Below are 14,968 nucleotides of genomic sequence, written 5' to 3'. Positions count from 1 at the left end.
GCGACCAGGGCCCTGACCGGCGCATTCGTCCGGGCGCGCGCCGGTCGCTCCCGCGGTCTCGTAGGCTCGGAGGCCGCGCTCTCCCGCGCTTCCCCGCGCTTTCCCGTACTTTTTCCCGCACTCCCTCCGCGAAGGACCGGCCCAGGACACCGTGAGCTCCCCCTACCGTCTGGTGCGCAGCCCGCTCACCCCGCCCGCCCCGCCCGTGCTGGACCCGTACCAGCGGGCCGTGGCCGAGCACGCCGGGGGGCCGCTGCTGGTCCTGGCCGGGCCGGGCACCGGCAAGACCACCACGCTGGTGGAGTCGGTGGCCCGGCGGATCGAGCGGGGCACCGATCCGGAGCGGATCCTGGTGCTGACCTTCAGCCGCAAGGCGGCGATGGAGCTGCGTGACCGGATGGCCGTCCGGCTCGGCCGCGCGCCGCAGACCACCACCTTCCACTCCTACTGCTACGCCCTGCTGCGGGCCCACCAGGAGCCGGAGCGGTTCGCCGAGCCGCTGCGGCTGCTCTCCGGGCCGGAGCAGGACGTGATGGTCCGCGAGCTGCTGGCCGGCGACGCCGAGGACGCGGCGGCCGGGGGCTGGGGGAGGATCGAGTGGCCGCTGGACCTGCGGGCCTGTCTGACCACCCGCGGCTTCGCCGACGAGGTCCGCGCGGTGCTGGCGCGCAGCCGGGAGCTCGGGCTGGGGGAGGCCGAGCTGGCCCGCTTCGCGGCCGGCGTGCGGCGGCCGGACTGGGCGGCGGCGGCGCACTTCCTGGCCGACTACCTGGACGTGCTGGATCTGCGCGGGGTGCTGGACTACGCGGAGCTGGTGCACCGCGCGGTGCTGCTCGCCGAGCGTCCGGAGGTCGGGGCGCGGTTGCGCGAGCGGTACGACGTGGTCTTCGTCGACGAGTACCAGGACACCGACCCGGCGCAGGTGCGGCTGCTGCGGCAGCTGGCGGGCGACGGGCGCGACCTGGTGGCGGTGGGCGACCCGGACCAGTCGATCTACGCCTTCCGCGGCGCCGACGTCAACGGGATCCTGGACTTCCCGCGGCAGTTCCGCCGGCGCGACGGCCGGCCGGCCGAGGTGAAGGTGCTGCGGGTGTCCCGGCGCTCGGGCGCCCGGCTGCTGGCCGCCTCGCGCGAGCTGGCCCGGCGGCTGCCGATGGGCCGGCTGCCGGCCGAGAAGCTGGCCGAGCACCGGGCGCTGTTGCCCGGGGCGGCCGGTGAGGGCCGGGTCGAGGTCTACACCTTCCCGACGCCGGGGGCCGAGCTGGACAGCGTCGCCGACCTGCTGCGCCGGGCCCACCTGGAGGACGGGGTCCCGTGGGGGGAGATGGCGGTGCTGGTGCGGGCCGGCGCGCGGGCGATACCCGGGGTGCGGCGGGCGCTCAGCGCGGCCGGCGTGCCGCTGGAGATCGACGGCGACGACCTGCCGCTGCGCGAGGAGCCCGCGGTGCAGCAGCTGCTGCTGGCGCTGCGGGTGTGCGCGGAGGGTGCGGCGCTGGAGCGGGCCACGCTGGCCGGGAAGTCGGCGGGGTCGACTTCCGCCGCTCAGGCCGCGGCCGAGCCGCTGACCGCCGAGGTGGCGCAGACCCTGCTCACCGGCCCGCTCGGCGGCCTGGACGGCGCCGACCTGCGCCGGCTCGGTCGCGCGCTGCGCGAGGAGGAGCGCGCCGCGCTGCGAGCCGAGGAACCGCAGGCAGGCCTGCCGGCGGCCCTGCGGGCGGATGACGCGGAGCCAGGGCGCGGATCACGGGTCGTGCGCTCGGCGGAGGAGCTCATCCGGGAGGCGCTCGCCGAGCCCGAGCGCCTGCTCACGCTGGACTCCGCGCCCGCCCGGCGGGCCCGTGAGCTGGGCACCCTGCTGCGCAAGGTCCGGGACCTGCTGCGCGGCGGCACCGGCGAGGAGGCGCTCTGGGAGCTCTGGGACGGTAGCCCGCGCTGGCGCGAGCGGCTGGAGCGCGCCGCACTGCGCGGTGGTGCGGCAGGGCGCAACGCCGACCGCGACTTGGACGCCGTCTGCGCCCTGTTCGAGACCGCGGCCCGCGCCGAGGACCGGATCACCGGCCACCGCGGCGCGCTGGACCTGCTGGCCGAGCTGGCGGCCCAGGACATCGCCGCCGACACCCTCACCACCCGCACCACCCGCGCCGAGGCGGTCCGGCTGATGACCGCGCACCGGTCGAAGGGCCTGGAGTGGCGGGTGGTCGTGGTGGCCGGCGTCCAGGAGGGCCTCTGGCCGGACCTGCGCCGCCGCGGCTCGCTGCTGGAGGCCGACCGGATCGGCCGGGACGGCCTGGCCGAGCCGCTCACCCCCGGCGCGCTGCTGGCCGAGGAGCGCCGGCTCTTCTACGTCGCCGCCACCCGGGCCAAGGAGCGGCTGATCGTCACCGCCGTCAAGGCGCCAGCCGACGACGGCGACGAGCCCTCCCGCTTCCTGCGCGAGCTCTACCGCGAGGAGCTCGACCCGCGGACCGGCAAGGTGCTGCGCCGGACCCCCGCGGTCACCGTCGAGGACGTCACGCACCGCCCCCGCCGCCCGCTCTCGGTGCCCGCGCTGGTCGCCGAGCTGCGCGCGGTCACCGTCGACCCGACCCGCTCGCCGGAGCTGCGCCGCACCGCCGCCGAACGGCTGGCCCGGCTGGCCGCCGCCACCGACGAGACGGGCGTCCCGCTGGTGCCGGCGGCCCGTCCGGAGAGTTGGTGGGGCATGGCCGACCCGACCAGCAACCCGGTCCCGCTGCGCGAGCCGGACCAGCCGGTCCAGCTCTCCGGCAGCGGTCTGGAGCAGCTGGACTCCTGCGCGCTGCAGTGGTTCCTGACCAAGGAGGTCAAGGCGCAGCCGGCCAGCTCCGGCGCCCAGGGCTTCGGCAACGTGCTGCACGCGCTGGCCGACGAGGTGGGCTCCGGCCGCACCCCGGCCGACCTGGCCGTGCTGATGGAGCGGCTGGACACGGTCTGGGACGCGCTCGCCTTCGACGCACCGTGGAAGTCGGACCAGGAGAAGGGGCAGGCCCGGGCCGCCCTGGAGCGCTTCCTGCACTGGCACGTGCTGGAGCGCGGCCGGACCACGCTGGCCACCGAGCACGGCTTCGACCTGACCCTGCCGGTGGGCGGGGTGGCGGTGCGGATCCGCGGCGTGATGGACCGGGTCGAGCAGGACGCGGTCGGCCGTGCCTACGTGGTCGACTTCAAGACCGGCAAGCAGCCGCCCACCGACAAGTCGCTGCCCGAGCACAGGCAGCTGGCGGTCTACCAGCTGGCGGTCCGCGAGGGTGCGCTGGACGGGCTGGTGAACCCCCGCCCGCCGCTCGGCGGGGCCGAGCTGGTGCAGCTGCGGATCGAGGACCGCAAGGACCTGGACGCCCCGAAGGTCCAGCAGCAGGCCCCGCCGGACGGCGAGCCGTGGATCGAGAACCTGCTGGCCGACGCGGCGGGCCGGGTGCTCGCCGAGCGGTTCACCCCGACCGCCGGCACCGGCTGTGCCCGCTGCTCGTTCCGCCGCAGCTGCTCGGCCCAGCGGGACGGCCGCCAGCTGGTCGAGTAGGCCGGGCACCCCGAGCGGCCGGCCGGCCTGTCCGAGCGTCCGGTTACCGTGGTCGGCGTGACCCCCGTGCTCGACCACCCCGACCAGCTCAAGGAGCTGCTCGGCATCCCCTTCAACCGGGAGCAGATGCTGGCCATCGGCGCCCCGCTGGAGCCTGCCGTGATCGTCGCCGGGGCGGGCTCCGGCAAGACCACGGTGATGGCGGCCCGGGTGGTCTGGCTGGTCGGCTCGGGCGCGGTCCGGCCCGAGGAGGTGCTCGGCCTGACCTTCACCAACAAGGCCGCCGCCGAGCTGGCCGAGCGGGTCCGCACCGCGCTGGCCCGGGTCGGGGCCCCGTGGGAGTCCTCCCAGCCGGAGGCCGGGGGAGAGCCGGAGATCGCCACCTACCACGCCTTCGCCGGCCGGCTGCTCAAGGAGCACGGCCTGCGGATCGGCATCGAGCCGGACGTCCGGCTGCTCGCCGACGCCACCCGGTTCCAGCTGGCGGCCCGCGTGCTGCGCTCGGCCCGCGGCCCGTTCCCGCACCTCAGGGACACCTTCAGCACCCTGGTCGCGGAGCTGACCGCGCTGGACGGCGAGCTGGCCGAGCACCTGGTCGAGCCGGAGCTCCTGCGCGCCTTCGACCAGCGGCTGCTGGACGAGCTGGCGACCGCCAAGCTCTCCAACGCCGAGCTGCGCGCCGTCCCCGAGGCCGCCCGCGGCCGGCAGGAGCTGCTGCGGCTGGTCGAGGAGTACCGCCGCCGCAAGTCCGCCGCCGGCCTGATGGACTTCGGCGACCAGATAGCCGCCTGCGCCCGGCTGGCGATCGAGCGTCCCGAGGTGGGCCGGCTGCTGCGCGCCCAGTACAAGGTGGTGCTGCTCGACGAGTACCAGGACACCTCGGTCGCCCAACGCCTGCTGCTGTCCGGCCTGTTCGGCACCGGCGGCCACCCGGTCACCGCGGTCGGCGACCCGTGCCAGGCGATCTACGGCTGGCGCGGCGCCTCGGTGGCCAACCTGGACGACTTCCCCGAGCACTTCCCGCGCGCCGACGGCACCGCGGCCGCCCGCCTCTCGCTGAGCGAGAACCGGCGCAGCGGCGGCCGGCTGCTGGCTTTCGCCAACCGGCTCGCCGCGCCGCTGCGGGCCCGGCACGAGGGCGTCGAGGCGCTGCGCCCGGCGCCCGGCGCCGAGCTGGACGGCTTCGCCCGGGTCGCGCTGCTGCCCACCCACGCCGAGGAGGTCGGCTGGCTGGCCGACTCGATCGCCCACCTGGTGCGCACCGGTACCGCGCCCGGCCGGATCGCGGTGCTCTGCCGCGGCGGCGCGGCCTTCCCCGACCTGCACGCCGCGCTGGTGGCCCGGGAGGTCCCGGTCGAGGTGGTCGGCCTGGGCGGCCTGCTGCAGCTGCCCGAGGTGGCCGACCTGGTCGCGGTCTGCGAGGTGCTGCAGGATCCGACCGCCAACGCCGCGCTGGTCCGGTTGCTGATCGGCCCGCGCTGGCGGATCGGCCCGCGCGACCTGGCGCTGCTCGGTCGGCGGGCCGCCGAGCTGGTCCGCACCGCCCGCCCGGACGACACCGATCCCCTCGCCGCCGCCGTCGCGGAGACCGACCCGACCGAGGTGGTCTCGCTCTCCGACGCGCTGGAGACCTTCCTGGACGCCGCCCAGCCGGACGAGCTGCCGTTCTCGCCGGAGGCCCGGGTCCGCTTCGCGCGCTGCGCCCGGGAGATCCGCGAGCTGCGCCGCTCGCTGGCCGAGCCGCTGATGGACGTGCTGCACCGGGTGCTCGCGGTCACCGGCCTGGAGGTCGAGCTGTCCGCCTCGCCGCAGGCGCTGGCCGCCCGCCGGCGCGAGACGCTGCACGGCTTCCTGGACGTCGCGGCGGGCTTCGCCGATCTGGACGGCGATCCCGGGCTGGCCGCCTTCCTGGCCTTCCTGCGGGCCGCCCAGGAGTACGACAGCGGCCTGGACAGCAGCCTGCCGGGCGGCGAGGACACCGTGAAGGTGCTCACCGCGCACAAGTCCAAGGGCCTGGAGTGGGACGTGGTCGCGGTGCCCGGCCTGGTCCGCGGCGCCTTCCCGTCCAGCCGGACCAGGGAGCGCTGGACCAGCCGGCGGCACGTGCTGCCGCACGAGCTGCGCGGGGACGCGGCGACCCTGCCCGCCGTCCCGGGCTGGACGGGCAAGGGCCTGGGCGCCTTCCGGGAGGCGCTCCAGGAGCAGACCGCCACCGAGGAGCTGCGCCTGGGCTACGTCGCGTTCACGCGCCCGCGCTCGCTGCTGCTGGCCTCCGGCCACTGGTGGGGCCCGAGCCAGAAGACCGTGCGCGGCCCCTCCGACTTCCTGGAGGAGCTGCGCGCGCACGCCGAGCGGCCGGGGTGCGGCGAGGTCGAGCACTGGGCCGGGCCGCCGCTGGAGGGGGCCGTCAACCCGGCCCTGGAGCAGGCGATGGAGACGCGGTGGCCGCTGCCGCTGGATCCGGCCGCCCAGCTGACCCGGCGCCGGGTGGCCGAGGTGGTCTCCCGTCGGCTGGCCGGCGAGCCGCCCCCCGAGCCGGAGCGGCTGGCGCCCGAGGAGCAGCGCCAGGTCGACTCCTGGGACCGTGATCTGACCGCGCTGCTGGGTGAGTTGGAGCGCTCGCGGCGGACCGTCCGGGAGGTCCCGGTGCCGGCCTCGCTGTCGGCCTCCCAACTGATGCGGCTGGCCGCCGATCCGGACGGCTTCGCGCACGAGCTGGCCCGCCCGCTGCCCCGCCCGCCGCGTCCGGAGGCCCGCCGCGGGGTCCGCCTGCACGCCTGGATCCAGTCCCGGTTCACGCCGCTGGCGCTGTTCGAGCCGGACGCCCTGCCGGGGGCCGAGGAGGTGGACATCGCCGACGAGCACGACCTGGCGCAGCTCAAGGAGGCCTTCCTGCGCGGCCCGTACGCCGGGCGCACTCCCTACCGGGTCGAGGCGCCGGTCCAGTTGCTGCTCGGTGGCCGGGTGGTGCGCGGCCGGATCGACGCGGTGTACCGCGAGCGTGACGATGACTCAGGGTCACCGGCGACTGTCCGTTACGAGCTGGTGGACTGGAAGACGGGTCGCCAGGAGACCGCCGACCCGCTGCAGTTGGCGATCTACCGGGTCGCCTGGGCCGAGCAGCAGGGGGTTCCGCTGGAGCAGGTCACCGCCGCCTTCTGTTTCATCCGCAGCGGCCGGATCCACAGACCGGTCGGACTTCCTGACCGGAACACGTTGGAAACGCTTCTGGTCGGGAAGAGTGATTAATAGGTCACAGAGAGCATTCAAGTCGTCACGGAGTCGCGCGAAACCTGTGTGCACTGCACGTTTCGCGCCTATTGTGGGGTCGTTAACCGGTCATCCGCGTTTTTCCGGCCACCGGACGGGCCCCCGATCCTCACCCTCAGTCATCGCCGCAGGTGCTCCTCGTTCGGGGAGCGCTCGGCGCCTTCCGCTGGAGAAACCGAAGTTGAGCGCGACCGGATGGTTCCGAGACCGGCTTGCCGGTCCGACCCGGGGTCCGGCCACCGTCCGCCCGACGGGGACCTGGCCGCGGACCGCCCTGGCCCTGCCGTTCATCGGCATGGCACTGGTGATGTGTCTGGACTACTTCAGCAACACGGCGGTGACGGTCGAACCGGCCCTCACCGCGATACCGGCCCTCGCGGCGATCGTCAGCCGCCGGGTCTGGTACCCGATCCTGATCGGCCTGCTGTCGGAGGTCGCCGCGTTCGCGATGGCGACCTACAACGACGTGCTCGGGCAGTCCGTGCACAGCGCCACGGTCTTCGCGATCGCCCTGGTCACAGCGATCAGCTGGGTCAGCGCGACGCTGCGGGTCCGTCAGGAGCAGGCGCTGGCGGACGCCCAGCTGGTGGCCGAGATCGCCCGCCGGGTGCTGCTGCGCTCGGTGCCGGACCGGGTCGGCAGCCTCCGGACGGCCGTGCACTACGCGGCGGCCGCGGCGCACGCCCGGATCGGCGGCGACCTCTACGAGGTGGTCAACACCCGGCACGGGGTGCGCGCGGTGGTCGGCGACGTGCGGGGCAAGGGCCTGGGCGCGGTGGAGACCGCGGCGGCCGTGCTCGGCGCGTTCCGCGAGGCCGCGCACCAGGAGGCCGCGCTGGAGCGGGTGGCCGGCTGGCTGGCCGTCAGCCTGGACCGCGCGCTGCACGAGCACGATCACCCCGGCGTCGAGGAGGAGTTCGTCACCCTGGTGCTGATCGGGGTGGGCCCGGACGGCGGTGCGGAGATCGTCAACTGCGGCCATCCGGCCCCGCTGCTGATCGGCGGCGAGGGTGGGGTGCGGGCGCTGGAACTCGCCGAAGCGGTTCCCCCGTTGGGCGTGCTGGACCCGGACCAGGTCGCGCCGCCGGTGCTCCGGGTGCCGCTGCGGCCCGGCGACCGGGTGCTGCTCTTCACCGACGGTGTGATCGAGGCGCGGGACCGGGCCGGCCGGTTCTACCCGCTGGTCGAGCGGCTGCCCGAGTGCGCGGCGGGAGACCCGGAGGAGGTGCTGGGTCGGCTGCACGCCGACGTGGTCCGGCACGTCGGGCGACCGCTCGGCGACGACGCGGCGATGCTGCTGCTGCAGTACGAGCCGCTGCCGGACGGCCCGCGCCTGCCCCACCAGGGCGGCCGACTGGCCCGCCAGTGACGGGGGGTCAGAGCTCGACCTCGACCACCAGTGGGCGGTGGTCCGAGACGCCGACCCGGGGCACCGCGGTGCCGCCGACCGCGGTGCGCGGCACGCCGACCGCGAGCACGTGGTCGAACTGCACGGCCGGGCGGTGCGAGGGGTAGGTCGGGGTGCGTGCCAGGTCGTGCCAGCCCTGGAGCTGCGGGCGCGGCTCACGCGCCCGGCGGCGGCGCGGCCCGCCGAGGGCCGCGCCGGTCCGGGCCCGTCGCGCCGCGCGCAGCTCGCGGACCCTGCGCGCGGCCGGTCCGCGGTCCAGCGCCGCCGCGCCGCCGAGCACCGTCCGCGGCACCGCGCCGACCAGGTTGAAGTCGCCGAGCACCAGGTAGGGCCGGGGCAGGTCGGCGATCCACCGGCGGATCCCGGCCAGCTGCGCCATGTTCCAGCCCGGCACGAAGGACAGGTGCGTGGCGACCACGGTGAACGGCCCGCTCCCGCCCTCGAGCACCGCGGCCAGCGCGGCCCGCGGCTCGTCCGGCACGGGGGTGAGGCCGCGCCGGCCGGCCACCCGCAGCGGCAGCCCGAACGGTGCCGGGGCGAACCGCCGGGCCCGCCAGTGCCGCACCGGGAGCCGGCTGAGCAGCGCGGTGCCGTACGCGGGCCGGTCGGCGGCACTGCCCAGCTCGTCCGGGCCGTAGACCTGGAGCCCGGTCACCGACGGGTCGCGCAGCCAGCCGGCCACCGGCGCCGGCCGGCCGTGCAGCGCGGCGGCGAACCGCCAGTCGGCGGCCCCCATCGCCTTGGCGGCGACCGCGCTCTGGTCGGTCAGGCCCGAGCGCTGCTGGTAGCGGTCCACCTCCTGGAGCGCCAGCACGTCGGCGTCCAGCGCGGCGATCGCCTCGTGCAGGGGGTCGCCCGCCTCGTCCGGGTAGGGCAGCGGGCTGCCGTCGGCGGCCAGCGGCTGACCGTGCAGCAGGTTGAAGGTCGCGATGCGCAGAGGGCTCACAGACGACGACGGTACTCCCGGGTAGTGACGAGCTTGAGCCGCGACCACATACCGGGTATACATACTTGGTATGTCCATCCGTCACGGCCTGCTCGCCCTGCTCGACCAGGGACCGCGCTACGGCTATCAGCTGCGTACCGAATTCGAGGCCCGCACCGGGGCCACCTGGCCGCTCAACGTCGGGCAGGTCTACACCACGCTCGGTCGCCTGGAGCGCGACGGCCTGGTCGTCCCGGACGGCGAGGACGAGGAGGGACACCTCTTCTACGCGGTCACCGAGAAGGGACGCGCGGAACTGCGCGACTGGTTCGAGACCCCGGTGCCGCGGACCAGCCCGCCGCGGGACGAACTGGCGATCAAGCTCGCGATGGCGGTGACCGTCCCGGGGGTGGACGTGCACGCCGTCGTCCAGGCGCAGCGCAGGCACAGCGTCAAGGCGCTGCAGGACTACACCCGGTTGAAGGCCCGGGCGCTGGCCGGCGAGCCCGCCGGCTCCGCCGCGGACGGCCGCTCCGACCTGGCCTGGCTGCTGGTACTCGATCAGCTGATCTTCCAGACCGAGGCCGAGGTCCGCTGGCTGGACCACTGCGAGACCCGGCTCGCCAACTACCGGGAACGGCCCGTCGCCGAGCCCGGTCCCGCTGCCACCGCGCCGGCCCGTGGCCGCCGCACCCGGGCCTGACGGCCCGTCCGACATTCTGAGACACGCAACTGCTGGGGGATTGTCTTGACCGAGAACCAGCCACCCGCCGGCACCCGACCGGTGCTCAGCCTCTCCGGGGTCACCCGGGTGCACGGGCAGGGCGCCGCCGAGGTGCACGCCCTGCGCGGCATCGACCTGGACGTCCGCCCCGGCGAGTTCGTCGCCGTGATGGGCCCTTCCGGATCCGGCAAGTCCACGCTGCTCACCCTGGCCGGCGGGCTGGACAGCCCGACCACCGGCCAGGTCCTGGTCGAGGGCGAGTCGCTCGGCGACCTCTCGCGCAAGCGGCTCGCCTAGGTCCGCCGCCGCTCGATCGGCTACGTCTTCCAGGACTACAACCTGATCCCGGCGCTCACCGCGGCCGAGAACATCGCGCTGCCCCGCGAGCTGGACGGCCGGTCCGCCCGGTCCGCCCGCCGGGAGGCGTTGGCCGCGCTGGAGGAGGTCGGGATCCCCGAGCTGGCCGACCGGTTCCCCGACGACATGTCCGGGGGCCAGCAGCAGCGGGTGGCGATCGCCCGCGCCCTGATCGGCGACCGCCGCCTGGTGCTCGCCGACGAGCCCACCGGCGCGCTGGACTCCACCACCGGCGAGACCGTGCTGGCCGTCCTGCGGGCCCGCTGCGACGCCGGCGCCGCCGCCATGATGGTGACCCACGAGGCCCGGCACGCCGCCTGGGCGGACCGGGTGGTCTTCCTGCGGGACGGCCGGATGGTCGACGAGACGGGCCGGCAGAGCGCCGAGACCCTGCTGCTCACGGCGGCCACCAACAGCCTGAACGGGCCGGTGACCGAGTGAGCCTCGCCTCCTGGCGCGTCGCCCTGCGGATCGCCCGCCGCGACGCGCTGCGCGCCAAGGGCCGCAGCGCCCTGGTCCTCGCCATGGTCGCGCTCCCGGTGCTCGGCGTGGCCGGCGCCGACGTGGTCTACCGCAGCTCCGTCCTGACCCCGGCCGAACGGGCCGACCGCCTGATGGGCCGGGCGGACGCCCTGGTCCAGCTGCAGAGCCCCGGCTCGATCGTGCTCCAGGCGCCCGACCCGGGCGACGGCACCGACCAGCGGCAGCCGACCGCCGGCCAGCAGCCCACCCCGGAGCAGCGGCGCAGCCTCGCCACCGACCCGGCGACGCTGGCCGGCCAACTGCTGCCGGCCGGCTCGGTGCTGACGCCGGTGGAGGGCTACAACGCGATGGGCCTGGCCAGTTCCGTCGACGGCCTGCTGCGCACCGAGACCGGTGAGGCGGATCTCGGCAACCCGGTCTGGCGCGGCAAGCTCGACATCGTCCAGGGCCGGGCGCCGACCGCCGACCACGAGGTCGCCGTCACCCGGCAGTTCCTCGACCAGTCGAAACTGGAGATCGGTGGCAGCACCACGCTGCGCGGCCTGGACAACCGGCCGTTCACCATCACCGGCGTGGTCGAGGACCCGAACCAGCTCAAGACCGTCGGCCTGGTCGCGCGCCCCGGCCAGCTGGCCGCGCTGGACGAGCAGAACCAGAGCGGCCCGAACTCCTGGCTGGTCCAGCTGCCCACCGGCGCGACGGTGGACTGGGCCAAGGTCCAGGAGTTCAACGAGTACGGCTTCACGGTGGCCTCGCGCAGCGTGCTGCTCGACCCGCCGCCGCGCTCCGCGGTGCCGTACTACTCCCAGGACGACTCCCAGGGTGGCGACTACCTGAACCGGACCCACGTGGTCATCATGGCGACCGTCGCCGGGATGGCGCTGCTGGAGATCGTGCTGCTGGCCGGCCCGGCCTTCGCGGTCGGCGCTCGGCGCTCCCGGCGCCAGCTCGGGCTGCTCGCCGCGGGCGGCGGGGACCGCGGGCAGATCCGGGCCGTGGTGCTCGGCGGCGGCGTGGTGCTGGGACTGGCCGGCGCCGTGGTCGGGGTGGTGCTGGCCGTCGTGCTGGTGGTGGTCACCCGGCCGTGGACCGAGGAGTACGCCGGCCGGCGGTTCGGCCACCTCGGGCTCCAGCCGCTGGACCTGATCGGGATCGCCGGGCTCGGCCTGGTCACCGGGCTGCTGGCGGCCGTGGTGCCGGCGGTGCAGGCGGCCCGACAGGACGTGGTGGCCGCGCTGACCGGTCGTGGCGGGGTCAAGCCGCCGTCCAGGAAGCTCGCCGCGCTCGGCCTGCTGATGCTGGCCGGCGGGGCGGCGCTGGCGCTGTACGGCGCCACCGGCGGGCTCGGCAGCCGCAGCACGGTCGTGCTGGGCGGCTCCATGATCGCCGAGCTGGGCATGGTGGCCTGCACCCCGATGGTGGTCGGCCTGTTCGGCAGGCTGGGTCGCTGGCTGCCGCTCGGACCGCGGCTGGCGCTGCGCGACTCCGTCCGCCACCGGGGGCGGACCGCGCCCGCGGTGGCCGCGGTGATGGCGGCGGTGGCCGGCTCGGTGGCGGTCGGCATCTACTCCGCCAGCAGCCAGCAGGAGCAGCGCGAGGAGTACACGCCGTCGGCCCCGCGCGGCGCGGTCACCCTGACCGCCGCCTACTCCCCGGGCCACGGGCCCAGCCTGCTGCCGGCCGAGCGCGACGCGGTCGCCCAGTCGATCGCCGACCTCGGCACCCGGGCGGACATCGGCATGGTGCGGTACCACGGCGACTGCCGGACCGACGGGAGCTGCGGCGACGTGTCGGTGTTGGCCCCGGTCGACCGGCGCTGCCCGCTGGACGGCCTGGCCGGCCCCAGCCCCACGGACCGCGAGCGGTACGCCTCGGACCCGCGCTGCGGCCGGAACTACAGCGGCTGGTTCGGCGCGCTGGTCAGCGGCGGCCCGGAGGTGCTGCACAACCTGTTCGCGCTGCACGACGACGCCGTCGAGAAGGCCGCCGCGCAGGGCAAGGTGGTGGTCTTCGACCCGGACCTGGTGGAGAACGGCAAGGTCGTCCTGCGGCTCAGCGAGCCCTACCCGCCGAACACCTCCAGCTCCGACGGACCGCCGCCGCACCACGACGTCACGGTGGACGCGGTGGCCGTCAAGGTCGACAACCCGGCCGCGCAGGCCTACCTGACGCCGCAGACGGTCAGCGTGCTCGGCCTCACCAGCACCGACCAGGGTTCGGTCTGGCTGCCCGCGACCACCCCGTCCGGCAGCGCCGAGCAGCGGGCGAACGCCGCGGTCAGCAAGGCCACCGGGAGCATCTACAGCTTCCGGATCGAGCGCGGCTTCCAGCCGCAGAGCGGCCTGATCATGCTCGGGCTGACCGGGTTCGCCGCGCTGGTCGCGCTCGGCGCGGCCGGCATCGCCACCGGGCTGGCCTCGGCCGACTCGCAGCAGGACCTGACCACGCTGGCGGCGGTCGGCGCCGCGCCGGGGATCCGGCGCACGCTCTCCGGGTTCCAGTGCGGGGTGATCGCCGCGATGGGCGCGGTGCTCGGCACGGTCTGCGGGATCGTGCCGGCGGTGGCGCTGCGCAAGGTGGAGGGGATGGGCAACGGCTTCCCCGGCTCGCCGCCGGCCCACGTGGTGATCGCCGTCCCGTGGAGCGACCTCGCCGTCACCCTGCTGGCGGTTCCGTTGCTGGCCGTGCTGCTGGCCGCCCTGCTGACCCGCTCGCGGATCGCGCTGCTGCGCCGCACCGGCTGAGCGTGACGGAGGTTACAGCGCCGCCCCGGTCCGAGCCACGGACGGGGGCGGCGTTCGGCCGTACCGGCGAACTAAAGTCGTCCGTATGACGAAAACCCCGGACAGCGTCGTCCGCTCCTACCTCGACCAGCACCAGGCCGCGTTCCTCGCCGATCTCGCCGACTGGCTGCGCATCCCCTCCGTCTCCGCCGACCCGGACCGGGCCCAGGACGTCCGCCGCTCCGCCGAGTGGCTGGCCGCGAAGCTGCGGGAGACCGGGTTCCCGGTGGCCGAGGTGTGGGAGACGGACGGGCTGCCGGCGGTCTTCGCCGAGTGGCCCTCCGGCGAGCCCGGGGCGCCCACCGTGCTGGTCTACGGGCACCACGACGTCCAGCCGGCGGCCAAGGAGGACGGCTGGGACACCGAGCCCTTCGAGCCGGTGACCGTCGGGGACCGGCTGTACGCCCGGGGCGCGGCCGACGACAAGGGCCAGGTGTTCTTCCACACCCTCGGCCTGCGGGCGCACCTGGCGGCCACCGGCCGGACCGCGCCGGCCGTCAACCTCAAGCTGCTGGTCGAGGGCGAGGAGGAGTCCGGCTCGCCCAACTTCGGCGCGCTGCTGCGCCGGGAGGCCGACCGGCTGGCCGCCGACGCGGTCTTCGTCTCGGACACCGGGATGTGGAACGAGACCACCCCGACCGTCTGCACCGGCATGCGGGGCATCACCGACTGCCAGGTCGACCTGTACGGTCCGGACAGCGACATCCACTCCGGCTCGTTCGGCGGTGCCGTGCCCAACCCCGCCACGGTGGCGGCCGAGCTGGCGGCGGCGCTGCACGACGCGGAGCGCCGGGTGGACATCCCCGGGTTCTACGACGACGTGATCGAGCTGACCGAGCGCGAGCGCGAGCTCTTCGCCCGGCTGCCGTTCGACGAGGAGCAGTGGCTGCGGGTGGCCAAGTCGCACGGCACCCAGGGCGAGGCCGGCTACAGCACCCTGGAGCGGATCTGGGCCCGGCCCACCGCCGAGGTCAACGGCGTCTGGGGCGGCTACACCGGCCCCGGCCGGAAGACCATCGTGCCGGCCGAGGCGCACCTCAAGCTGTCCTTCCGGCTGGTCGCCGGGCAGCGGGTGGAGAAGATCCAGCAGCTGGTCCGGGAGTGGATCGAGGCGCGGATCCCGGCCGGTGTCCGGTCCGAGATCGTCTTCAAGGGCGCCAGCCGGCCCTGCCTGACCCCGCTGGACCACCCGGCGCTGCAGTCCACCGTGCGGGCGATGGGCCGGGCCTTCGGCCAGGAGATCCTGTTCACCCGTGAGGGCGGCTCCGGCCCGGCCGCCGACCTGGCCGAGGTGCTCGGTGCCCCGGTGCTCTTCCTGGGCATCTCGGTCCCCTCGGACGGCTGGCACTCGATCAACGAGAAGGTCGAGATCGGCCTGCTGCGCAAGGGGGTGGAGGCCTCCGCATACCTTTGGGGCGACCTCGCGGAGCACTTCCGGCCCGCCGCGGCCGATGCGAACTGACGGCGCCGGCCAGGCGTC

7 protein-coding genes and 1 pseudogene are annotated in these 14,968 nt (G+C 75.4%); 7 read left to right on the top strand and 1 reads right to left on the bottom strand.

The window, feature by feature from the left end:
- The first annotated feature begins 151 nt into the window (after positions 1-151).
- The 3 genes from ACIGXM_RS07275 (at position 152) to ACIGXM_RS07265 (ending at position 8,177) form a co-directional block, all read left to right on the top strand.
- Positions 152-3,538, top strand: coding sequence for an ATP-dependent helicase (locus tag ACIGXM_RS07275; protein ID WP_396557776.1), 3,387 nt, complete (start codon positions 152-154; stop codon positions 3,536-3,538).
- Between the two features lie 57 nt (positions 3,539-3,595).
- Complete coding sequence (locus ACIGXM_RS07270; protein ID WP_396557774.1) at positions 3,596-6,787, top strand: ATP-dependent DNA helicase; 3,192 nt, start codon at positions 3,596-3,598, stop codon at positions 6,785-6,787.
- 202 nt (positions 6,788-6,989) lie between these two features.
- Positions 6,990-8,177: a PP2C family protein-serine/threonine phosphatase gene (locus ACIGXM_RS07265; protein ID WP_396557772.1), complete on the top strand. Its 1,188-nt coding sequence runs from the start codon at positions 6,990-6,992 to the stop codon at positions 8,175-8,177.
- Positions 8,178-8,184: 7 nt separating this feature from the next.
- Here the strand turns inward: ACIGXM_RS07265 and ACIGXM_RS07260 are convergent, their stop codons facing one another.
- Positions 8,185-9,162 carry an endonuclease/exonuclease/phosphatase family protein gene (locus ACIGXM_RS07260; protein WP_396557770.1) on the bottom strand — a complete coding sequence of 326 codons (978 nt, stop codon included), beginning with the start codon at positions 9,160-9,162 and terminating at the stop codon, positions 8,185-8,187.
- Positions 9,163-9,232: 70 nt separating this feature from the next.
- On the opposite strand from ACIGXM_RS07260, the gene ACIGXM_RS07255 reads away from it, so the two are divergent.
- The 4 genes and pseudogenes from ACIGXM_RS07255 (at position 9,233) to ACIGXM_RS07240 (ending at position 14,950) form a co-directional block, all read left to right on the top strand.
- Complete coding sequence (locus ACIGXM_RS07255; protein WP_396557768.1) at positions 9,233-9,844, top strand: PadR family transcriptional regulator; 612 nt, start codon at positions 9,233-9,235, stop codon at positions 9,842-9,844.
- A gap of 108 nt (positions 9,845-9,952) precedes the next feature.
- Positions 9,953-10,663: pseudogene (locus ACIGXM_RS07250) on the top strand (ABC transporter ATP-binding protein).
- Positions 10,660-13,449 carry an FtsX-like permease family protein gene (locus ACIGXM_RS07245; protein ID WP_396557766.1) on the top strand — a complete coding sequence of 930 codons (2,790 nt, stop codon included), beginning with the start codon at positions 10,660-10,662 and terminating at the stop codon, positions 13,447-13,449. Before ACIGXM_RS07250 ends, ACIGXM_RS07245 begins: the two are co-directional and overlap by 4 nt.
- A gap of 85 nt (positions 13,450-13,534) precedes the next feature.
- Complete coding sequence (locus ACIGXM_RS07240) at positions 13,535-14,950, top strand: dipeptidase (protein ID WP_396557764.1); 1,416 nt, start codon at positions 13,535-13,537, stop codon at positions 14,948-14,950.
- Positions 14,951-14,968 lie beyond the last annotated feature (18 nt).

The sequence above is a fragment of the Kitasatospora sp. NPDC052896 genome (assembly GCF_044547075.1).
Lineage (GTDB): Bacteria > Actinomycetota > Actinomycetes > Streptomycetales > Streptomycetaceae > Kitasatospora.
This window is presented reverse-complemented; position numbering and strand designations above follow the sequence as displayed.